The 20,295-nt window shown below is 72.2% G+C and carries 22 protein-coding genes; 5 read left to right on the plus strand and 17 right to left on the minus strand.

Going from position 1 to position 20,295, the window contains the following annotated elements; genetic code table 11:
* Position 1: 1 nt before the first annotated feature.
* From hypA to SL103_RS20495, 11 genes are all read right to left on the minus strand, one after another.
* The gene (gene hypA, locus SL103_RS20450; protein ID WP_069570419.1) at positions 2-382 is read right to left on the minus strand and encodes a hydrogenase maturation nickel metallochaperone HypA; all 381 of its coding nucleotides are present in this window, start codon (positions 380-382) and stop codon (positions 2-4) included.
* A gap of 128 nt (positions 383-510) precedes the next feature.
* Positions 511-615, minus strand: coding sequence for a DUF6893 family small protein (locus SL103_RS39625; protein ID WP_397738631.1), 105 nt, complete (start codon positions 613-615; stop codon positions 511-513).
* On the minus strand, positions 609-1,283 hold the full coding sequence (locus SL103_RS20455; RefSeq protein ID WP_079145879.1) for a hydrogenase maturation protease: 675 nt from the start codon (positions 1,281-1,283) through the stop codon (positions 609-611). Before SL103_RS20455 ends, SL103_RS39625 begins: the two co-directional genes overlap by 7 nt.
* Complete coding sequence (locus SL103_RS20460) at positions 1,280-2,704, minus strand: hypothetical protein (RefSeq protein WP_069570420.1); 1,425 nt, start codon at positions 2,702-2,704, stop codon at positions 1,280-1,282. The genes SL103_RS20455 and SL103_RS20460 overlap by 4 nt, the downstream gene beginning before the upstream one ends.
* Positions 2,701-3,411 carry a DUF6084 family protein gene (locus SL103_RS20465; RefSeq protein ID WP_069570421.1) on the minus strand — a complete coding sequence of 237 codons (711 nt, stop codon included), beginning with the start codon at positions 3,409-3,411 and terminating at the stop codon, positions 2,701-2,703. The genes SL103_RS20460 and SL103_RS20465 overlap by 4 nt, the downstream gene beginning before the upstream one ends.
* Positions 3,408-4,076: a DUF5947 family protein gene (locus SL103_RS20470; RefSeq protein WP_069570422.1), complete on the minus strand. Its 669-nt coding sequence runs from the start codon at positions 4,074-4,076 to the stop codon at positions 3,408-3,410. Before SL103_RS20470 ends, SL103_RS20465 begins: the two co-directional genes overlap by 4 nt.
* Positions 4,073-4,642 carry a hypothetical protein gene (locus tag SL103_RS20475; RefSeq protein ID WP_069570423.1) on the minus strand — a complete coding sequence of 190 codons (570 nt, stop codon included), beginning with the start codon at positions 4,640-4,642 and terminating at the stop codon, positions 4,073-4,075. The genes SL103_RS20470 and SL103_RS20475 overlap by 4 nt, the downstream gene beginning before the upstream one ends.
* Positions 4,639-6,423: a nickel-dependent hydrogenase large subunit gene (locus SL103_RS20480; RefSeq protein WP_069570424.1), complete on the minus strand. Its 1,785-nt coding sequence runs from the start codon at positions 6,421-6,423 to the stop codon at positions 4,639-4,641. The genes SL103_RS20475 and SL103_RS20480 overlap by 4 nt, the downstream gene beginning before the upstream one ends.
* A gap of 87 nt (positions 6,424-6,510) precedes the next feature.
* Positions 6,511-7,599 (minus strand): hydrogenase expression protein HypE, encoded by a 1,089-nt coding sequence (locus SL103_RS20485; RefSeq protein WP_069570425.1) that lies wholly within the window; start codon positions 7,597-7,599, stop codon positions 6,511-6,513.
* A 180-nt stretch (positions 7,600-7,779) separates the two neighbouring features.
* A complete protein-coding gene (locus tag SL103_RS20490) occupies positions 7,780-8,487 on the minus strand; it encodes a DUF4232 domain-containing protein (RefSeq protein ID WP_079145880.1) in 708 nt (235 codons plus the stop codon).
* A 244-nt stretch (positions 8,488-8,731) separates the two neighbouring features.
* The gene (locus tag SL103_RS20495) at positions 8,732-8,923 is read right to left on the minus strand and encodes a hypothetical protein (RefSeq protein ID WP_069570426.1); all 192 of its coding nucleotides are present in this window, start codon (positions 8,921-8,923) and stop codon (positions 8,732-8,734) included.
* Between the two features lie 416 nt (positions 8,924-9,339).
* On the opposite strand from SL103_RS20495, the gene SL103_RS20505 reads away from it, so the two are divergent.
* Complete coding sequence (locus SL103_RS20505; protein ID WP_164492732.1) at positions 9,340-9,636, plus strand: hypothetical protein; 297 nt, start codon at positions 9,340-9,342, stop codon at positions 9,634-9,636.
* Positions 9,637-10,098: 462 nt separating this feature from the next.
* Here the strand turns inward: SL103_RS20505 and SL103_RS20510 are convergent, their stop codons facing one another.
* Complete coding sequence (locus SL103_RS20510) at positions 10,099-12,546, minus strand: MFS transporter (protein WP_069570429.1); 2,448 nt, start codon at positions 12,544-12,546, stop codon at positions 10,099-10,101.
* A gap of 412 nt (positions 12,547-12,958) precedes the next feature.
* On the minus strand, positions 12,959-13,639 hold the full coding sequence (locus SL103_RS20515) for a ScbR family autoregulator-binding transcription factor (protein ID WP_069570430.1): 681 nt from the start codon (positions 13,637-13,639) through the stop codon (positions 12,959-12,961).
* Positions 13,640-13,825: 186 nt separating this feature from the next.
* On the opposite strand from SL103_RS20515, the gene SL103_RS20520 reads away from it, so the two are divergent.
* Entirely contained in the window at positions 13,826-14,779 is a 954-nt protein-coding gene (locus SL103_RS20520; protein WP_244304182.1) for a ScbA/BarX family gamma-butyrolactone biosynthesis protein, read from the plus strand.
* A gap of 154 nt (positions 14,780-14,933) precedes the next feature.
* Complete coding sequence (locus tag SL103_RS20525; RefSeq protein ID WP_069570432.1) at positions 14,934-15,698, plus strand: SDR family oxidoreductase; 765 nt, start codon at positions 14,934-14,936, stop codon at positions 15,696-15,698.
* Between the two features lie 175 nt (positions 15,699-15,873).
* Here SL103_RS20525 and SL103_RS20530 read toward each other — a convergent pair whose 3' ends face one another.
* The 4 genes from SL103_RS20530 to SL103_RS20545 form a co-directional block, all read right to left on the minus strand.
* Positions 15,874-16,641, minus strand: coding sequence for a 2OG-Fe(II) oxygenase (locus SL103_RS20530; protein ID WP_069570433.1), 768 nt, complete (start codon positions 16,639-16,641; stop codon positions 15,874-15,876).
* The gene (locus tag SL103_RS20535) at positions 16,638-17,165 is read right to left on the minus strand and encodes a methylated-DNA--[protein]-cysteine S-methyltransferase (protein WP_069570434.1); all 528 of its coding nucleotides are present in this window, start codon (positions 17,163-17,165) and stop codon (positions 16,638-16,640) included. Before SL103_RS20535 ends, SL103_RS20530 begins: the two co-directional genes overlap by 4 nt.
* A 255-nt stretch (positions 17,166-17,420) precedes the next feature.
* Entirely contained in the window at positions 17,421-17,582 is a 162-nt protein-coding gene (locus SL103_RS20540; protein ID WP_164492871.1) for a hypothetical protein, read from the minus strand.
* A 252-nt stretch (positions 17,583-17,834) separates the two neighbouring features.
* Complete coding sequence (locus tag SL103_RS20545) at positions 17,835-18,062, minus strand: hypothetical protein (RefSeq protein WP_069570436.1); 228 nt, start codon at positions 18,060-18,062, stop codon at positions 17,835-17,837.
* 94 nt (positions 18,063-18,156) lie between these two features.
* Between SL103_RS20545 and SL103_RS20550 the strand changes: the two genes are divergently transcribed.
* Positions 18,157-19,365, plus strand: a complete 1,209-nt coding sequence (locus SL103_RS20550) for a cytochrome P450 family protein (protein WP_069570437.1) — start codon at positions 18,157-18,159, stop codon at positions 19,363-19,365.
* Positions 19,366-19,426: 61 nt separating this feature from the next.
* Positions 19,427-20,002, plus strand: a complete 576-nt coding sequence (locus tag SL103_RS20555) for an HD domain-containing protein (RefSeq protein ID WP_244303988.1) — start codon at positions 19,427-19,429, stop codon at positions 20,000-20,002.
* Positions 20,003-20,295: the final 293 nt, after the last annotated feature.

The raw sequence follows: 20,295 nt of genomic DNA on the forward strand, positions 1-20,295 counted from the left end.
TTCAGCGCTCCTGGTGAATCGGTCGGTGTGCCGGGGCGTCGTCCCAGCACACGCTGGAGATCTGCAGTTCACGGCCGGACAGCAGCTCGGCCGTCGCGCCGCCGCAGGCCGGGCAGCTCAGCCGTGGCGGCATGCCCGTGGACCAGGTGTGGGCGCACGGGCCGCAGCGGGCGCGGGCCGGCACCGGGTCCAGCACGAGTTCCGCGCCCTCCAACTGCGTTCCTGCACAGGCGAGTTCGAAGGAGAAGGCCAGCGCATCGGGGACCACTCCGGCCAGTTCGCCGACCTGGAGCCGGACGCTGCGCACCGCGGTGGCCCCGGCGGGCCGCGCTGCGCCCTCGACCTGCTCCACGACCGCGAGCGCGATGGACATCTCGTGCATTTGTCCCTCTCTGGTGCGGGGACGACCGGGTGCCGCTCGGCTTCATTAGACGGCGGCGCCGCGGGGTGGCCGGGGTGCCTCGCCGGGGCGGCGGGGCGCTGTACGTCGTTCGGTGCAGCGCGGTGGGGTCACATGGACCGCATGCGCAGGTACCGCTTGAGGTCGGGGAGCATGTTCTTCAGGAGGAGGGCGAACGCGGCGGCGGCCGCGCCGCTCAGCACGAACTTCAGCATGGCGTGGTGTTCCTCTCGGTGGGGTGGGATCCGGCGACGGCCGGGGCCGGCTCGTCGGCGGTTTCGGCCGCGGGTTCCCCGGCGGGTGCCTCGGTGGGTTCCTCGGTGGGTTCCTCGGTGCCGGCCGGGCCGGTGTCCGCCGCGCCGGCCGGTGGTTCCGGATCGGCGCCGACGAGTCGCCGGATCATGCGTACGGCCTCGTCGACGGCGGCGTCGACCGGCTGGCTGAGCCCGATGCCCTCGGCGAGGTCGGCGGGTTCGCAGCCGAGGACCATGACGCGCCGCGGGCGGCGGCCGCCGGTGCCCGCGCTGAGCGTGTCGAGCAGCGCGAGCACCGCGTCGGGGGTCATGTGGTGCCCGTCCAGCGCGGTGTCCCGGGTGCGGGTGGCGGCCGGGTCGGTGGCGTCGAGCAGGTGCAGGGTGCCGGGTTCGGTGCCGCGCGCGGTGGCGTCCACGAGCAGGACGGTGTGGTAGCCGTCCAGCATCTGGTAGGCGAGATGGATGCCCCGTACGCCGGCGTCGATCACCTCGACGCCTTCGGGCAGGGGGTGTTCGCCGAGCCGGCGGACGGCCTCGACGCCGAATCCGTCGTCCCCGAGGAAGATGTTGCCGACCCCGGCGATCAGGGTTCTGCCGGGCGGCGGGGCGAAGGGTGCGGCGGCGTTCACGCGTCCTCCAGGGGGGCGATCTCATCGGGTTGGAAGTACAGGAACCGGCCCTGCTCCCGCCGGATGTCGGCGCCCGGGTCGCCCTCGACGGTCACCGCGAGGTGCACCCCGCCGTCGACGTCGTGCAGGACCGCCTCGACCTGTGCCGTACGGCCCTGGAGGAAGAGGTCCTGGGCGTCGGTGCGGCGCAGGCCCGGGTTCAGCAGCACCCGGCTGCCGGCGCCGACCGACCGCCCGTCGACGGTGATCCGGTCGCGTGCGGGGTCGACGCTGCGGTCGCTCTCCGGGTCCCACCAGGGGGTGCCCGGTCGGACGCCGGGGACGCCGGGGGCGGTCAGTTCGTCCGGGGCGGCCGGGCCTGGGGCCGTGACCTCGCGCAGCGCCCGTACGGCACCGTGGAGGCGTTCCAGCACCTCCGGCGGCATGGTGTCCGCCAGGTCGATGACCTCGGCGGCCCGCGGGTCGGTGCCGCGTGCCTCGCGCTTCTCCTCGTCGGTCAGGGCCGCGGTGCGCAGCGTGAGGATCTCGTCGATCTCCAGCGCGTCGTAGAGCGCACCGGGGCTTTCGGGGGCGATGGCCGGGTGGTCCTCCAGGATGATCGGTGCGGAGAGCACCACGTCGGCCCGGCCCGACTCCCCGGCCAGCACCGGCCAGGTGTGCTCGTTACGGCAGGAGGCGACGGCGGCCCCGGCCCATTCGGGCGGGTCGGTCATGGACAGGAACGCGCCGGCGCTCAGGCCCAGGAAGAGGTGCGCGCCGACCAGGGAGTGCGGCAGCGCCGCGTTCCGGTCGGCGCCGGTGTCGCCCGGCGTCCAGTCGCTGGTGTTCTCCACGGTCGCGGTCAGCCGCAGCGTCCCATAGGGGCCGTCGAGCTGACGCGCGGTCAGGCGCACCCGGCCGTCGATCCGGGCGCGGGTGCGCACCAGTCGGCCGACGGTCCGGCCGTCCGCGTCGAGCACCGGCTCGGTCTCCTCACCCGCCGGCCGGGTGAAGGGGACGGTCAGGCCCTCGGTGGTCAGCTCGGCGACCTCGGCGTCCAGCGTGACGCGCTCCTCGGTGCCCTCGTCCCAGGGGACCAGCACCCGGTCGGGCAGTTCGAGCCGGTCGACGGGGTGGAACGTGCCGTCCGCGCCCAGGCGTTGGACGGTACGGCGCTGGGCGTGCAGGAACCGCACCTCGGCAGAGAGCCGGGCGCCGGGCCGGGGCTCCATGAGGCATTCGGTGCGCTGGAGGGAGTGCTCCGCGCTTCCGGCGCCCCAGTGCGGCGGTACGAGCACGCCGAACTGCCAGCGCATCCGGTTCTTGGCCGCGGAAGCCCGGTACGGGTAGAGCACATAGCCTTCAAACAGCACCGCGTCCGCCACGTGGCGGGCGGCGGCGAAGCGGTCCGCCGTCTCGTCGGGCAGGACGCTGGTCGTCACGGCAGGGTCCTCTCGGTGACGGGGCGGGCGGCGGCGCCGGACAGCAGGCGGGCGCGCGGGGTGGGCGGCGGCTCGGGGTCTCCGGCCTCGGCGAGCAGTGCCTCGACGGCGGCCTGCCAGGAGGGCAGGGCGCGCCGGGAGCGGTAGGCGAGCAGCGCGTCGAGGGTTTCCCGGGGCAGTCGCAGCCAGCCGCAGCCGGGGAAGTGCGTCTCGGTCATCTCCTGCCAGACCGCCACCGGCATCCGTACGGACGCTTCCTTGTTCCAGGACACCGGCTGGACCTGGAAGCCGCCGGCGCCGGCGAAGACCGTGCCGGAGAAGAGCAGCAGCAGCGGGACCTCGCCGTCGCGCAGGGCGTGGAAGTAGCGGCCGGCGGCGACGTCCAGGTCGTAGCTGCAGGGGACGGGGAGGTCGATCTCGGTCTCGCCGGTGAAGCCGGGGACGACGAGGGAGACCTGGGCGAACTGCAGGGGGTGCAGGGTGCCGCCCCAGCGGGACCGTTCGCCGAAGAGGTCGGCGAGTGCCTCGGCCTCGTCGTCGCGGTAGCCGCGCCGGGCCGGTTCGATGCGGAGCTGGCAGCGCAGGGCGATGGCGTGCACCCGGGTCGCGGGGTCGGGGGCGGTGATGCGGAGCCGGAAGAGGAGGGTGGGGGCGGCGGCGTAGCGGTCGGCGCGGACGCCGGTGCAGTCGAAGGACACCTCGGTCACGGCAGGTCGTCCTCCTTCGGCGCGCGGGCCCGGCGGGCGACCGTGGTGAAGAAGTCGTTGAGTGCGGCGCGGGCCTCGGCGCCGCCGTCGAAGCCGTGCCACAGCAGCCGCATCCGGCCGACGAGTTCGTAGCAGGCGTCCACCGGCACCAGGTAGCAGTCGATGCGGCCTTCGGCACGGCGCAGCAGCAGCGCCTCGACGTCCGGCCGGAGCAGGGCCGGCAGCCGGCTGCCGTCGAGCACGGTCTGCCAGGTGGCCGGGTCGAGTTCGCTCTCGGTGGCACCGGCCGGGCTGGGGTAGAGCGCGACCAGCCGGTCCAGTGCCGAGTTGCGCAGGAAGAAGGCGACGCCGACCGGGATCTGCAGCAGGTCCCAGGCCGCCTCGTCGAGGGTGTGGCCGGCGTCGACGAGGTAGCGGTCGGGGACCGTGCGGAACTGCCCGGTGCCGGCGCCGGGCCGGTCGAAGAGCAGCGCGCAGGGGGTGCAGGCGCAGGCCAGGGCACGGTTCCTGGTGTCGACGAGGTGGCGGTGGTTGTGCTCGGCGAGCACCACGCCGCACAGTTCGCAGCGCTCGGGGGTGGGCGGCTTCGGCGCGCGGAAACGGCGCAGGCCGCGGTGCGCGGCGGACGGTCCGAGGCGCGTGTGCGCCGTCTGTGGGGCGGTCACGAGGCGGTGGCGGCGGTCGGTGGCCGGCGGGAGATCTGCAGCAGTGCCGGCTCGGGCCCGGTCGTGGCCGTCTCCCACCCCACCTCGGTCACCTCGGGTGCGAAGCAGCACACGGCGGCCTCCACGGCCTGCTGGGCGGCCTGGGAGGTGCTCGGGCAGCCGCAGCCGCCGGAGTCCGCCGTCCGCAGTCGCAGCACTCCGGTGTCCGCGTCGAACCCGGCCACTTCGGCCGGGTGTTGGCGGCGGACGCTGTCGAGGGCGCGGTCGATGCGGGCCGCGGTGCTCTCGGGATGCAGGTCGTGCAGGACCAGCAGGCCGGTCACCAGCTCGTCACCCAGCAGCGCGGCCCGCAGGACGCCGTGGTCCGCGCCGCGCTCCAGGTGGTGTGCGAGGCGGGCCAGTCCGGCGCCGTAGTAGTCCATCAGGACGCGGACGAGTTCCTCGGCGGCGGCGCTGACCTCGGGGTCGTCGCGCCGGGCCAGCCGGTCGAGGACGTCCTCGACGCGGCGGCCGGCTTCCTCGGCGTGCGGCGCGGCGGCCGTTTCGCGCGCGGTTGCGGCGCTCATCCGGCCAGTCCGCTCAGGCCGGTGGGCACGTGCATCTTCTGGACCGACCTGCCGTCACCGACGTACATGTGGACGCCGCAGGGCAGACACGGGTCGAAGCTGCGCACCGCGCGCATGATGTCGATGCCCTTGAAGTTCTCCGGGGTGTTCTCCTCGAAGATCGGGGTGTTCTGGACGGCGTCCTCGTACGGGCCGGGGGTGCCGTAGCTGTCACGGGTGCTGGCGTTCCAGGGAGTCGGCGGATACGGGTGGTAGTTGGCGATCTTGCCGTCCCGGATGACCATGTGGTGCGAGAGGACGCCGCGGACCGCCTCGGTGAACCCGACGCTGATGGACTCGTCGGGGACCTCGAACTTCTCCCAGGTCCGGGTGTTGCCGGCGCGGACCTCCTCCAGTCCCTGTTCGGCGAAGTGCAGGGCCATGGCGGCCGAGTACGCCTGGAAGTAGGTGCGGGCGCGGTTGCGCTCCAGGGCGTTGCTCCACTTCGGGATCTTCCATTCGAAGCGGGCCTCGGGCCGGGTCACCCCGCGCGGCAGGTCGATGACCACGCTGTGGCCGGTGGCCTTGACGTAGGGGGTGTCGACGAGGCCGGACAGCGCGGTGGACCACAGGCGGGCGAGCGGCCCGCCGCCGGTGTCCAGCGCCAGGTTCTCCTTGCCGTCGAACCAGCGCGGCGACATCACCCAGCTGTACTTGTCGTCGAAGTCCCGCTTCTGCGGGGCGGGGATGGTGTGCTGGTTCCAGGGGTGGCGCGGGTCGACGGGGTTGCCGAGCGGGTCGTGGGAGACGAACAGCTCCTGGCCCACCCAGTCCTGGTAGTAGGAGCTGCCCAGCAGGATGCGGATGCCGAGGTTGATCTCGGTGAGGTCGTTGGTGACCAGTTTGCCGTCGACGATGACGCCGGGGGTGACGAACATCTTCCGTCCCCAGTCCGTCATGTTGCGGTAGGTGAAGTCGCAGTGCTCCGGGTCGTTGAAGGCACCCCAGCAGCCCAGCAGGACGCGGCGGCGGCCGACCTCCTCGTAGCCGGGCAGCGCCTCGTAGAAGAAGTCGAAGAGGTCGTCGTGGAGCGGCACGACACGCTTCATGAACTCGACGTAGCGCATCAGCCGGCTCATGTAGTCGGTGAAGAGCTGGACGCTGGCGACGGTGCCCACGCCGCCCGGATAGAGCGTGGAGGGGTGCACATGGCGCCCCTCCATGAGGCAGAACATCTCCCGGGTGTAGCGGCTGACGTGCAGCGCCTCGCGGTAGAACTCGCCCTCCAGGGGGTTGAGGGCGGTCATGATGTCGGCGATGGTGCGGTAGCCGTGGTCGCCGGCGTGCGGCGCCTCGGTGCGCTGGGCGAGTTCCCACACGCCGGGGTTGGTCTCGCGGACCATCTTCTCGCAGTAGTCGACCCCGACCAGGTTCTCCTGGAAGATGTTGTGGTCGAACATGAACTCCGCGGCCTCGCCGAGGTTGATGACCCACTCACCCAGGTGCGGAGGCTTGACCCCGTAGGCCATGTTCTGGGCGTAGACCGAACACGTGGCGTGGTTGTCGCCGCAGATGCCGCAGATCCGGCTGGTGATGAAGTGGGCGTCGCGGGGGTCCTTACCGCGCATGAAGACGCTGTACCCGCGGAAGACGGACGAGGTGCTGTAGCACTCGGCGACCCGCTTCTGCTTGAAGTCGATCTTCGTGTGGATCCCGAGGCTGCCCACGATCCGGGTGATCGGATCCCAGGCCATCTCCGTCAGACCGCTGCCGTCACCGGCCGTCTTCGTCGTGGGTGCCATCGTGTGTGCCGTTGCCCTTCTGTACGCGCGGGAAGTGGGGGTCGGACGGAGAGTCCGAGAGGTGCCGGGGCGCTGCGTGGCGCGCGGTCACCACGGCTTCCGGTAGCCGGTGGTCAGTTGGTCGCCGCGGTGCCGCCACTTGGGTTCGTGGTCGACGGTCCTGGCCGTGATGGTGCGCAGCCGGCGGATCACGCTGCCGTACGCGCTGCTGGCGCTGCTGGAGACCTTGCCGCCGGGCGGCTCGTCCATGAACGGCATGAACTTGTCGGGGAAGCCGGGCATGGTGCAGGCGATGCAGATGCCGCCGACGTTCGGGCAGCCGCCGATGCCGTCCATCCAGCCCCGCTTGGGGACATTGCATTTGACCACGGGGCCCCAGCATCCGAGCTTCACGGAACACTTGGGCGAGTCGTAGGTGGTGGCGAACTGCCCCTGCTCGTAGTAACCGGCCCGGTCGCAGCCCTCGTGCACGGTCTGTCCGAAGAGCCAGGTCGGCCGCAGCTGGTCGTCCAGCGGGATCATCGGCGCGGCACCGACGGCCTGGTAGAGCAGGTACGTCAGCGTCTCGGCGAAGTTGTCCGGCTTGATCGGGCAGCCGGGTACGCACACGATCGGGATCCCGGCCTTGGAGGTCCAGTCCCAGCCCAGGTAGTCGGGCACGCCCATGGCGCCGGTGGGGTTGCCCGCCATGGCGTGGATGCCGCCGTACGTGGCACAGGTGCCGATGGCGACGACGGCGAGCGCCTTGGGGGCGAGACGGTCCAGCCACTCACTGGTCGTGATCGGCTGGCCGGTCTCCGGGTTGTTGCCGAAACCGCACCAGTAGCCCTCCGGCTTGATCGCCTCATTGGGGATGGAACCCTCGATGACCAGCACGAAAGGATCGATCTCGCCGCGCTCGCCCTTGAAGAACCACTCGATGAAGGTGTCCGCGCCCTGTTCCGGGCCGCACTCGAAGTCGATCAGCGGCCAGTGGACCGCGACCTTGGGCAGGCCGGGCAGGGCGCTGAGCGCGATCTCCTCGATGCTGGGCTGGGTGGCGGCGGTCAGCGCCACCGAGTCACCGTCGCAGCTCAGACCGGCATTGATCCAGAGGACATGGATCGGCGACTCGTCCTCGGCGGACGGCTTTCCGTTCACGGCGGCCTCGGGGGCCGCACTCGATGCTGCGGACATGGGCGTCTCCTCGGTGGATATGCAACGAAAGCGCACATTTCGAGGCTTCCGTCATCCTTGGTAACACCCGCGTCCGCGCCGGACCGCTCGGTGAGGGCCGTTGCGGTGAAACACCCCCTCCGCGCCCAGCACGAAGGGCGCCCGAGTTGCTCGGGCGCCCTTCGTTCGGTGCTGCTGCCGTCAGCCCAGTGCCCCGGCCTGCACCGCGGTCACGTCGAACCGGCCGCCGCACACCCGCAGCCCACGGCTGCCGGTCGTCATCGACTCCTTGGAGCCGGGCGGGTAGACGTAGACGATCTGCGAATCGGCCCAGCACGGGGTGTCCGACACACCCTCGTTCACGGTGTGCAGCACGGCGTGGGCGCTCTGCCCCGGCTGGAGCCGGACGAGGCCGCCGGTGCCGCCCTCACGGGTGGCCGGCTTGCCGACCGGGGAGCCGTCGCGGAGGATCAGCGAGACGCCCGGGAAGCCGCGCAGCGTGCAGGACTTCTTGCCCTTGTTGGTGAAGACGAGCGGGTAGTGGATGTTGCCCGCGCCGATGTCGGAGGCGCCCAGTCGCAGCGACATGTTGGCGGCGGTGCAGCGGTCCGACGCCGTCATGGCCGAGGCGTGCGACTCCGTGGCGTGCGCGCTGCCGGACGGCTTGCCGCCGGTGGAGGCCGCCGCGTTCGCCGACGGGCGCGTGGCGCCGGCCGAGGACGGCTGCTCGGCACCGGTCGGCTGCACACCGCTGCCGCTCTGCTGCTGCGTGGCGGGTGCGGCCGACGAGGGGCGGGACGCGGCGCCGGGTCCGTCCTGGCATGCGGTGAGCGCGAGCGCCGCGACGGCGATCAGTGACCCGGCGGCGACACGGCGGCCGCGGCCGAGCGACTTGATGGTGAGCGACATGAGTGTCCCCCTCGTCTGGTAGGTGCCAGCTCTCGTATGGGTGCGTGCGGTCCGTCCGTTGCTCTTCCAGCGTGACTCCGGGCACTGCCGGACCGCTAACGAGGCACTAACACACCGCTAACGAGCAGACGCGCCCGGCACGCCGGTCACCCCGGCACCAGTGGTGACCAGCCGGGATTCCGGGTGCGCCGCTCAGGCTCGCAGATAATTCCCGAGTTGCGGACGCGGCACCACGAGGTTCGGCCTACTTCCCCCGTCCTTGGTCGGCGCCGAGGTTCGGCGGGTCGGGTACGGGATTGCCGTAGAGGTCCCGGTCGCCGCCGCCCGGGACCGGCACGCCGGCGCCCGGGGCCGGCGATCCGGCCCGCAGCCGCACGTCGTACGGGGCGAGGAACCGGGGGTCACCGCGTACCGCGCCGGCGTCGGTGGCGGGCACCGCGGAGATCCGGGCGTAGAGGTTGTGGTCGTAGGTGTGGTGTGCGTCGGCAGGCGGGGAGCCGCCCGCGGCGCCGGCGAAGACGTGTCACGGAAGGTGACGCCCCGGGACCGTTGCTGCTGACCACGGCCGTGCCAGGGACGTTCGTGGTGACGGTGTTGTGGTGCACAAGAGTACGAGTGGCGGACGCACAGACGACCGAAATGACGCCATAGGGCGCGGTGGTGTTGCGGTCGTTGACACTGACGTTGTAGCGGACGGTGTTGCGGTCGGAGATCATGCCGGCGTTGTAGCCGGCGGAGCGGGCGTTGTAGCCGTCGACGAGGTGGTGCTCGACCCGCGCCCCGACCGCGTTCTGCACGACGATCCCGTCTCCCCCGGCGTCCCGCACGGTGTTGTGGTGCACCGACAGCCCGGTGATCGGCGAGAACGAGGTGCCGGGCCCGTTCGGGTGCGCGGGCCGCCGGCCCCAGGTCGAGGGGGTCCCGATGCCGGTGCGGTCGGTGTGCGCCACCGAGCGGCGCGCCGGGATCCTCGTACGGCGGCACGACGCCGGAACCGGCCGGCACTACCTGGTGGACGGCGTGCCGGTGGTGGCCGGCCCGGTGTTGGTCACGTCGAGGTCGCGCAGCTCCCGGTACTGGACGTTGTCGAGGAGGATCGCCGCCCGGGCCCCGCCGCCCGCGAGGCGCGGCCTGCCGCCGCTGCCGTAGGCGCCCGCGGCGCGGGGCGCGCCCGCGGCGCCGGACGCGGCGGGCGCGAAGGTGCCGGTGCAAGTGGTGCCGCGCCGGAAGAGGATCCGGTCACTGGGGCGGTCCGGGGGCCGGGGCCGGCCGGGCCGGTGGGGCGGCCAGAGCCGCGGTCGCGGGCAGGGCGGCGACGAGTCGAGGGACGGCGCTCATCTCTCCCCTTTCGGTGCACCGGCGTGTCGCGGGGCCCGCCTCCGGACCGTGCGACACGCCGGTGATGAGGTGCCGGTGGCGGCCACATCGTTGGGCAGCCGCCGACGGGAGGCAAGGCACAGCGGACGAAAGTGCAAGCGCTGCCCTGGAAAGGGCAACTCGGGGCGGGCGACGCCGAGGCGGCGAGCCGGGCGCGGCCAGGCCGAACTCGACGAGATGCCGGGGCGGTTGACGAAGAGGGGCAGTTGACGAAGAGGGCGGGCCCCGGGAGGGTCAGCCGCCCACACCGCTCGGTTGCTCCAGGTCCAGGTCGAGAGTCTCGGCGACGCCCGCGGCGAGGGATATCGGGGTGGCGTGCGGCGGATAGCCGGCCGCGGTCAGGGTGTAGTGGCTGCCGCCCAGGTCGTCGAAGGCGAAGGCGCCGTCCTGGCCGGTGCGGGTGTGCCCGGCGACCGTACCGTCCTCGACGAGGGTCACGGCGGCGTCGGCCAGCGGCCTCCCCTTCGGGTCCCGGACGGTGCCGCGGACGGTGGCGGTGGGGCGCAGCCGGGCATCGTGCCGGGCGGGCTCACCGCCGGACAGTTCGATGGCCCGGGCCTCCGGCCGGTGACCGGGGGCGCTGAGGACCAGGGTGTGTGCGCCGGGCGGCAGCGTGCTCAGTTCCCAGTTCCCGTGCGCGTCCGTGGCCGTACGGGCCACCACCTCGCCGCCGGCGTCGGTGACGACGACGCTTCCGTCGGCCAGTGGTGCGTCCGCCGTCCCTCCACCGCGCAGGGTGCCGCCCAGGCGGCGCCCACCGCCGAGTATCAGGTCCATCTCGGTCGGTGTGCCCGCACCGCGGCAGGTGGCGGAGGCCGCGTGCGGGGTGTGGCCGGGGGCGGCGGCCGTGAGGAGATAGCCGCCGGCGGTCGGGGCGTCCACCGCGTAACTGCCGTCGGGGCCGGCCGTGGTGATGCCCGCCTGCCGTCCCTGCCGGTCGATCAGCGTCACGCTCGCGCCCGCTATCGGCGCGCCGGAGGCGTACCGTACGCGGCCCCGGAACCCGGCGGCGCGGTCCTGTACGAGGGTCCCGGCGGCGGGGGGCACGTCAGCCGGGGTCGCGGCGGCGGCCGGGGCCACCGCGGTCGGCACCGGGGCAGCCGGCGTCACGTCGACCGGGGCCGGGGCCGGGGCCGGGGTGGACGGTGCCTGGAGACGCTCCTCCTCGGGCGCCGCCGTCGCGTCCTCGGTGCTCTGCGCGACCAGGGTCGGCCGGGAGACCTTGCGCTGCGACGGCAGGAACGACGCCAGGACCACGCCGACCAGGACCGCGGCGGCGGCGATCAGGAAGGCGACCCGGAAGCCGGCCATCGTGGGGACCGTGACCGGTCCCACGCTCCGGGACATATGGGCCAGCACCATGCCGATCACCGCGCTGGAGACGGAGGTGCCGATCGAGCGCATCAGGGTGTTGAGGCCGTTGGCGGCGCCGGTCTCGGACGGGTCGACGGCGCCGATGATCAGTGCGGGCAGCGAGGAGTACGCGAGGCCGATACCGGCGCCGACAACCACCGCGATGATGACGGTCTGCCAGGGCGCGTCCATCAGGCCGATGCCCGCGCCGTAGCCAACCCCTATGACGAGCATGCCGAGCAGCAACGAGACCTTGGGGCCGCGCCGCGCGGCGATCCGCGCGTACAGCGGCGCGACGAACATCATCGTCAGGCCGAGCGGTGCCACGCACAGACCGGCCACCACCATCGACTGACCGAGGCCGTAGCCGGTCGACTTCGGCAGTTGCAGCAGCTGCGGCAGCACCAGCGAGATGGCGTAGAACGCCACCCCGACCGTGATCGAGGCGAGGTTGGTCAGCAGCACCTCGCGGCGGGCGGTGGTCCGCAGATCGACCAGCGGGTCGCCGATGCGCAGCTCCATCACGCCCCACAGCACCAGGATCAGGGCCGCGACACCGAAGAGGCCGAGCGTGGTGGGCGAACTCCACCCCCAGTCACTGCCCTTGGTGATGGGCAGCAGCAGGGCCACCAGCCCGGCGGACAGCCCCATGGCACCGGCCACATCGAAGCGCCCCACGGCACGTACGGAGGTCTCGGGGACGACGAGGAGGGTGAGCAGTATCGACAGCACCCCGAGACCGGCGGCGCCGAAGAACAGGGCGTGCCAGTCGGCGTGTTGGGCGACCAGCGCCGCGGCCGGCAGCGCGAGCCCGCCGCCGACGCCGATCGACGAGCTCATCAGGCCCATGGCCGAGCCGAGCCGCTCGCGCGGCAGCTCGTCACGCATGATGCCGATGCCGAGCGGGATGGCACCCATGGCGAAGCCCTGCAGCGCGCGGCCCACGATCATGACGATCAGGTCACTGGTGCATCCGCAGATCAGCGAGCCGACGACCATGATCGCGAGGCTCGCCAGCAGCATCCGCCGCTTGCCGTAGAGGTCGCCGAGCCGCCCCATGATGGGTGTCGAGACGGCGCCCGCGAGCAGGGTGGCCGTCATGACCCAGGTGGCGTTGCTGGGGGCGGTGTCGAGCAGCACCGGCAGGTCCTTGATGACCGGCACGAGCAGCGTCTGCATGACCGCGACGACGATGCCGGAGAAGGCCAGGACCGGGACGATGCCGCCGCGGGGTCTGCGGTGGCCGCCCGCACCGGGGTCGGGCACCGGGGGCGCCGCGGCGGTGGTCGCCGTCCTTCCGGACAGCTGGTCCGTCGTCGTCCGTGTCATACGTGCGGCCTCCAGGGCGGCAGGGGTGGGTGCGGCAGGCGCCATCGATACGTGCATGGCGAACGTGTTTTCCCCGTGCCCTATTCCGCGGATCGGCGAGCGCCGCACGTTCTTGACGGTGATCTCCCTCACGCCGCCCCCCCGGTCCCGACGTCGATGCCGACCCCGTCGGACCGGCCAACTCCAGTGAAGCGCACGCCACTGACAATCCCGCCGGCACCGGCGGCCCCACAGACAAGAGGGGCGCCGCGGTGCACCGCGGCGCCCTCACCCCCTGGCCGACCCGTCTCAACTGAGCCGCCGGCCCCTGTCGTGCTCAGCAACAACACCGCGTGCGCGGTATGTTTGCCGCCCCCAAATCCCCCTGAATCACACAAATCACCCGGTGCCCCGCTGCGGTGCGACCCGGCGGTCAGCTGACGGCGACGCTCTCCCCGACCTCGGCCGCCGCCGGCACCTTCTGCCGGAGAGCGGCCTCCAGCTTCTCCCCGCGCTCGGGGTCGAGATTGAGTTTGGCGAGCACCGCGGGCACCGCAATGCTGGGGAGGGTGTGCTCGAAGAAGACCGTCAACCGGTGGCTCAGGTCGGCCTGATTGGTCATCGCGTGCGACATCATCTGGAGCCCGGCGAACGCACCGACGAACAACTCGGCGGTGTCGCGTACGACGATGCTCTCCAGGATTTCGCCGCGCTCCCGCGCCTCGTTCAGCAGCCCCTCGACGAACCGCGTCCACGAGATCATCGACTGCTTGCGGTCAAGGTGGTTCGACCCCTGCTCGACCGCCAGCCGGGCGGCCCCGCGCTGGATCGGATCGCGGCGCAGGCGATAGGCCAGCACCTGCCCCGCGTCGACGAATTCCTGCAACTTGATCTTCTGCGGCTCGACGGCGATGTCGACGACCTGCTCTTCGAGTACGGCGAGTGCGAGCTGTTCCTTCGAGGCGAAGTGGAAGTACAGGGCGCCCTTCGTCACCCCGGCGCGCTCCAGGACTTCGGCGATCGTCGCGCGGTCGTAGCCCTGCTCGTCGAAAACCGACGCGGCCGCCTCCAAGATCACTCGGCGGGTCCGGATCGCGCGGTCCTGTTGTGCCACAGGACGCCTCCTGTCTCTCGAAGTCTTCAAGTTCCGCAACTGTTCGCTACAGCTCAAGTCGCCGCTCGACCAGCCTATTTCCCCTTTCCACCGGCCCGGCATTGAAAATAAAACCGGATGGTACGTATCTTAACAGCGATGGACCTCATTCCGTAGAGACGCCTGGGGGCAGTCATGAGCGAAACGATGCACGTCAGCGGCACAGTTCAGCCCAAGGCACCGCATCGGACGCGCGTGATCGAAAAGCCCTCCGACACCCCACAGGTCCCCCGCGAATTTGTGCACCGCCCGATTGTTGATGACATTCTGGTCACATCTTGGCGCCGACAGGACGGCTCCCACTTCTCAGTGACCGCCCAGTGGCCCGAGGAGCACGGGTACTTCGCCTCCCATGACGGGCGGCACCACCTCATCCTCACCGGTGAGACCATCCGTCAGGCCGGATTGCTGCTGTCGCACACCGAACTCGGCGTCCCGGTCGGCCACCACTTCATCCTCGGGGACCTCATCTGCACCACGTATCCCGAACACCTCGACGCCGGCAGCGGGCCCACCCCCATCTCGATCGACGTCACCTGCAGCAACATGCGGATGCGGGCCGGCACGCTGGCCGGTGCCCGCTTCGACATGACGCTGCGCGCCGCGGACCGGATCGTGGCCACGGGCCACTCCCACGTCACCGTCGCCTCGCCGGCCGTCTACCGTCGGATCCGCGGCGAACGGCTCACCGCCCGTCGGGCCCTCGGCCCCCTGCCGAGCTGCGTGGCGCCCCGGCTGACCGGCAGCGCCAGCGAGCACGACGTACTGCTCTCCCCCACCGACCGGCCCGACAGCTGGCTGCTGCGCATCGCGCCCGGTCACGCCGCGGTCGTGAACCCGGCCAACGACCACGTCCCGGGCATGGTGCTGCTCGACGCGGCACAGCAGGCCGCGCACGCCCTGACCGCGCCCGGCACCTTCGTGCCGTACGCCTTCGGCACCACGTTCCACCGCTACGCCGAGCACGGCACCCCGTGCCTGATCGAGGCCCGCCGGGTCCCGTCCGCCCTGCCCCGCACCACGACGGTGCAGATCACCGGCTCGCAGGACGGCCACCCGGTGTTCGTGTCGACGCTGACGGCCCGGGATTCCCGCGGCTGACCGGACACCTGGCCCGCAGCGCCGCAGACCCGGCGCGCCGCACGCGTCACGCGACCCTTCCGTTGCCTCGGTACGCGCGTGCCGCCCTTCGCACCGCATTCGACAGTCAACGCGGCGACCTGCCGCGACAGTTAACGGAAGGCCGGAAACAATCATGGGTGACCTCAACGGAAAGACCGCGCTGGTGACCGGGTCCAGCCGGGGCATCGGCCGGGGCATCGCCCAACGCCTCGCCCGGGACGGCGCGCTGGTCGCCGTCCACTACGGGAACAACGACACGGCGGCCAAGGAGACGGCGGAGAACATCAGAGGAGCCGGCGGCCGGGCCTTCATAATCGGCGCCGAACTGGGAGTGCCGGGTGACGCCGAGAGCCTCTTCGCCGCCTTCGACGACGGGCTCGCGGCGTGCGGGGCGGAGCCGGGCCTCGACATCCTCGTCAACAACGCCGCCATCAGCCTTCCGGGGCACATCGACGAGGTGACGCCGGAAGAGTTCGACCGCACCCTCGCGGTCAACACCAAGGCGCCGTTCTTCGTCATCCAGCACGGTCTGCGCCGGATGCGCGACGGCGGACGCATCATCAACATCTCGTCGGCGGTGACGACCACGGCCTTCCCGTCGACCATCGCGTACGGCGTCTCCAAGGGCGCGGTCGACACCCTCACCCTCACCCTCGCCAAGGATCTCGGCGCCCGCGGCATCACCGTGAACACCATCGCGCCGGGCTTCGTCGCCACCGACATGAACGCCGCGATGCGGGCGACGCCGGAGGCCGAGGCCGCGCTGTCCGCCATCTCCGTCTTCAACCGCCTGGGCCGGCCCTCGGACATCGCCGATGTCGCCGCGTTCCTCGCCTCGGACGACTCCCGCTGGATCACGGGCCAGCGCTTCGACGTCACCGGCGGCTCGATGCTCTGAGCGCCGCGCGTCCCCGGGCCGCGGGCGCGGGAGTCGTCGTCGGGCTTCGCGCAGACGTCGTAGACCTGGTCGGACGTCGTAGACCTGGTGGGACGTCGTAGACCTGGTCGGACGTCGTAAACCTGGTCGGACGTCGTAGACCTGGTCGGACGTCGTCGGGCGCCGGCAAGCGTCCTCAGGCGTCGTGGAAGACCAGGCCCAGGGAGTGCCGACGACCGTCGCGAACGGTGCTCACGCCGTGGCGTACGGCGCCTGCCGACCAGCCCCGTGCAGAGCGCACGGGGCGGTCGCGGGTGGTGAAGACCAGACCGTGGCCCTGGGGCAGGACGGTGGTGGTGCCGCGGGACTGGGCCCGGGGCCGCTGTTCGACGAGCAGGAACTCCCCGCCCTCGTAATCGGTGCCCTGCTCGTCCAGGCCGATGACGACCTGGAGCGGGAAGACCCGCTCGCCGAACAGATCACGGTGCAGTGCGTTCCAGTCGCCCGCCCCGTAACGCAGCAGGATCTGCGCGGACTTGGTCTGGCCGGCCGCGTGGCACATCCGGAGCCACTCCGCCAGCGAGTCCGGCCAGGGGGCCGGCCTGCCGAGCTTGTCCGCCCAGGCCCGGGCGACGGTCAGCAGGTGCGGGTAGAACGCCTCGCGCAGGGCCCGGACCGGTTCGGGCAGCGGATCTGCGAAGTAGCGGTACTGGCCCGAACCGAAGCGGTGGCGCGCCATGTCTACGGTCGACCGGAAGCGCTCCGCCTCGTCGTAGCGGGCGATCAGCGCGCGGCAGTCGGCCGGGGTGAGCAGACGCGGGGTCAACGCGCAGCCCACCGCGTCGAGTTCCTCGCCCAGCGCCGCCCAGTCGGTGGCCGCGACACGTGCCGCGAACGGGGCGGAGCGGCGAGCGGGGCCGGCAGGCGGGTGCGTCCCGGCGCGGTGGTTCGTGGTGGCGGTCATGACGTGCTCCCGTTCGGTACGACCCCCTCCAGGCCGAGGAGCTGCCGCTTGCGCGCCGGTCCGCCCGCGTAGCCCGAGAGCGCCCCGTTCGCGGCGATCACCCGGTGGCAGGGCCGGACGACGAGCAGCGGGTTGGCGCCGATCGCCGTTCCGACCGCACGGACCGCACCGCGCGCCGCCCCGATGTCGGCGGCGATCCGTCCGTAGGTCGTGGTCGTCCCGTACGGGATCGACTCCAGCGCCTGCCACACGCGCTGCTGGAAGTCGGTGCCCCGGGTGCTCGCGGTGTTCGCGTACTCGATGCCGAAGCGGGTCAGCGTTCCGTCGAAGTAGGCCCGGAGCTGGCGGGTGATCTCGGCGAACGCCCTGGGGGCGTGCTGCCAGCCGTCCTGGACGGTGACCCCGCCCTTCTGGTCCGGCACGGACAGCGAGACGAGCGCGGTGCCGCCCGGCGCGGTGGCCGACTCCTCGCCCACCAGCAGGAGTTCACCCAGCGGGCTGTCGAGCGTGGTGTAGAGCGTCATGGTCGTGTTCTTTCCGTGGTGTCGGGGCCCGGTGCCTGCGGGGGTGGGCCGTACCTGCTGCGGTACAGCCGGCGTCCACTGTCGCGCACCGCCTCTTACCTGGCTTTTCTCGTCCTTCACAGGTCCACTCTGCGGCAGTTCGACGAGCCGCGCTGGCGGAAATCGGACGGGGCGTTCATGGCCGTGAACACGCGGGACGGGCGGGAGTGCGAGACGGTACGGGTGCAGGTGGCTCGGCGCTGCGGCCACCCGGCGTCAGGACGCCGGCGCCGCGAGCAACACCAGGAACCCCGGCACCGCCAGGGTCTCCCAGCGCATCGCCCTGCGCAGCACGTCCCAGCTCGGGAGCCCGCCTCCCCGACTGCCCCGCGCGGTCCCCGCGCCGGCGTCGTCGTCGCCGCTGTCGCCGTCGCTCATGCCCGGCCCCCGGTCTCCGGCATCCTGCCCCTCCCACGTGTCCTCCCCCGTCGATCGCTCGAACCCCTCCATTGATACCTGCTGCCACTGACATCGCGCTCGACGCCCCAGCGAGCAGCCCGTGACACCCTCGCGCCGGGTCCCGTCACCCCTGGGGCACCAACCGTTCGTCACCCGGCGCAGGAGGTCCGGGTCTCGTCGGGCCGACGGGATCGGTCCGCCTCGGCACTCCGGGGGGACCGATCGAGCTCCTCACGCGGGTGGCATCGGCCAGTCGTTCAGCGAACCGCCCCGCCACTCGACGAGGCGCGGGTCGTCGAGCCGGATGTCCTCCGCGGGGCCCGCGACTCCCGCGCGGCGCAGGAATTCGGCCACATCGCCGCGGCCGTGGGCCAACCCGACGATCTGCCCACGCACGGTCACCCGTCGGCCACCCGAGGGGGTCGGCGGGTGCACGATGACAGGCGGATGCTCGGTCATGCCTCCAGCGTGCGCCGGGCCCCGCGGTCGCGCACGTCGACAGCCGCCACCAGCGCGATCCTAGCGCCCGGCAACCACTCGCTACGCTGCCCGTATGGCACCCAACCCGCTGGAGTCGGCCGAGTTCTCCAGGGACCCGTACCCGCTGCTCGCCGCCCTGCGGACGCAGGGAGCCGTCCAACGGATGCCGACCGGTGACGGCCGTACCACATGGGTCGTCACGGGGTGGCCCGAGGCGCGGGCCGCGCTGGCCGACGCGCGGCTGTCGAAGGACACCGCCCGCTACTTCGCCGACCGGCCGAGCAACCGCCGGCTGGCCCCCGCGGTCGGGCAATCCATGCTCGCCACCGATCCGCCGCGCCACGGAAGACTGCGGAAACTGGCGATGGCGGCGTTCACCCCGGCGGCCGTCGCGCGGCTCGCGCCCCGTGTCCGCGCGCTCGCGGAGGAACTCGCCGACGCGCTGGCCGCGCGCGGGTCCGGGGACCTCATCGAGGAGTTCGCGGTGCCGCTGCCGATCGCGGTGATCAGCGAGCTGCTCGGGGTACCGGAGGCCGAGCGCGCGGCGGTGCGCGCGTGGTCCAACGACCTGTTCGCCGCGGCGGCCCCGGAGACCGTCGACCGCGCCTCGCACGCGCTCAGCGCCTGCATGACGCGGCTGATCGCGTCCCGGCGCGCGGCCCCGAGCGACGATGTGCTGAGTGGTCTGATCGCCGCCCGCGACGAGGCCGACCGACTGTCCGAGGCCGAACTGGTGTCGCTGGCCGTGCTGTTGGTCGTCGCGGGCCACGAGACGACCACCCATCTCATCGGCAACGGCATGCTGGCCCTGCTCAAGGACGACGCGCTGCGCGCCCGGCTGCGGGCCGAGCCCGCGCTGCTGCCCGCCGCGGTCGAGGAGTTCCTGCGCCACGACGCACCCCTCACCCTCGCGACCTTCCGCTACGCCACCGTGCCGGTCGAGCTGGGCGGGGCGCGCATCGCGGCGGGCGAGGTGGTCCTGGTCTCCCCCGCCGCGGCCAATCGCGACCCGGCGCGTTTCGCAGCGCCCGACGAGGTACGGCTGGACCGCCCCGACCAGGCCGGCCGGCACCTCTCCTTCGGGCACGGCCCGCACCACTGCCTCGGCGCACCGCTGGCCCGTCTGGAGGCCCGGATCGCGTTCGAGGTGCTGCTGACACGTTTCCCCGACATCCGTCCGGCGTCGGTGAGTTGGGACGAGCTGGAGTGGCGGCGGACACGCCTGATGCGGGGGCTGGTGCGCCTCCCGGTACACGTCGACCGGCGAGCCATTGACCGGTGATCCGTCGACCAGTGATCCGGTGTGCGCGACAATCAAGGCCATGACAATGGATGATCTTGTGATGCCGGAAACCCCGGTCTGTCGCGCCGCGTTGGAGGTGGCGAGCGCCTACTGCTCCCCCGCACTGCTGAACCACTCCGTACGCGCCTACGTCTGGGCGACGGCCTACGCGTCGCTGCACGACATCGCCTTCGACCCGGAGCTGCTGTACGTGTCAGCGATGCTCCACGACATCGGGCTGGTCAAGGAGTTCGACAGCCACACCGTGCCCTTCGAGGAGGCGGGTGGCCATGTGGCGTGGGTGTTCGGCGCGGGCGCCGGGTGGCCGGTGGAGCGGCGGGTGCGGGCGTCCGAGGTGATCGTCCGGCACATGTGGGACGACGTACCGGTGGAAGCGGACCCGGAGGCCCATCTGCTGGTGTTCTCCACGTCGTTGGACATCTCCGGGCGGCGTCCCGACACACTGCCGGCGGACCTGCGCGCCGAGGTGCTGGAGCGGTATCCGCGGCTCGGCCTCGGCGAGGAGTTCCTCGCCTGCTTCCGGGACCAGGCAGCACGCAAGCCGGACAGCTCCGCCGCGGGCGCGGTGCGCAGCGGCATCGCCACCCGCATCGGCGCCAATCCGCTGGATGTGTAGGGGGCTTGGCGTGAAAAACGGGGCCCGGTGGGCCAAGAGGAAGCCCCGGCCAGACGGGGGGAACCGGCCGGGGCGGCTTGGGGCGGGGCGCGTCAGCGATGCCCCGCACTCCCTTGAACGGTAAACAGCGCATGGCCGTTCCGTGAAGAGAACGTGATGACCATCACGTCCGCCACCACCACCGCCACCGGGGGCCGTTGACGCGCACGAAACCGGCGTCGCGACCGCAGTGCGGCAGTCGCGACGCCGGCCGTACGAGGACGCTCGCGGGGCGCAGCCGCCGGCGTCCTCAG

This window comes from Streptomyces lydicus (assembly GCF_001729485.1).
Classification (GTDB): Bacteria; Actinomycetota; Actinomycetes; order Streptomycetales; family Streptomycetaceae; genus Streptomyces; species Streptomyces lydicus_D.

Bases quoted from the DNA above. Each gene is read 5' to 3' on its own strand.
- hypA (WP_069570419.1), bottom strand. From the start codon at position 382: ATGCACGAGATGTCCATCGCGCTCGCGGTCGTGGAGCAGGTCGAGGGC.
- SL103_RS39625 (WP_397738631.1), bottom strand. From the start codon at position 615: ATGCTGAAGTTCGTGCTGAGCGGCGCGGCCGCCGCCGCGTTCGCCCTC.
- SL103_RS20475 (WP_069570423.1), bottom strand. From the start codon at position 4,642: ATGAGCGCCGCAACCGCGCGCGAAACGGCCGCCGCGCCGCACGCCGAG.
- SL103_RS20480 (WP_069570424.1), bottom strand. From the start codon at position 6,423: ATGGCACCCACGACGAAGACGGCCGGTGACGGCAGCGGTCTGACGGAG.
- SL103_RS20485 (WP_069570425.1), bottom strand. From the start codon at position 7,599: ATGTCCGCAGCATCGAGTGCGGCCCCCGAGGCCGCCGTGAACGGAAAG.
- SL103_RS20490 (WP_079145880.1), bottom strand. From the start codon at position 8,487: ATGTCGCTCACCATCAAGTCGCTCGGCCGCGGCCGCCGTGTCGCCGCC.
- SL103_RS20510 (WP_069570429.1), bottom strand. From the start codon at position 12,546: ATGACACGGACGACGACGGACCAGCTGTCCGGAAGGACGGCGACCACC.
- SL103_RS20520 (WP_244304182.1), top strand. From the start codon at position 13,826: ATGCACGTCAGCGGCACAGTTCAGCCCAAGGCACCGCATCGGACGCGC.
- SL103_RS20525 (WP_069570432.1), top strand. From the start codon at position 14,934: ATGGGTGACCTCAACGGAAAGACCGCGCTGGTGACCGGGTCCAGCCGG.
- SL103_RS20530 (WP_069570433.1), bottom strand. From the start codon at position 16,641: ATGACCGCCACCACGAACCACCGCGCCGGGACGCACCCGCCTGCCGGC.
- SL103_RS20535 (WP_069570434.1), bottom strand. From the start codon at position 17,165: ATGACGCTCTACACCACGCTCGACAGCCCGCTGGGTGAACTCCTGCTG.
- SL103_RS20540 (WP_164492871.1), bottom strand. From the start codon at position 17,582: ATGAGCGACGGCGACAGCGGCGACGACGACGCCGGCGCGGGGACCGCG.
- SL103_RS20545 (WP_069570436.1), bottom strand. From the start codon at position 18,062: ATGACCGAGCATCCGCCTGTCATCGTGCACCCGCCGACCCCCTCGGGT.
- SL103_RS20550 (WP_069570437.1), top strand. From the start codon at position 18,157: ATGGCACCCAACCCGCTGGAGTCGGCCGAGTTCTCCAGGGACCCGTAC.
- SL103_RS20555 (WP_244303988.1), top strand. From the start codon at position 19,427: ATGCCGGAAACCCCGGTCTGTCGCGCCGCGTTGGAGGTGGCGAGCGCC.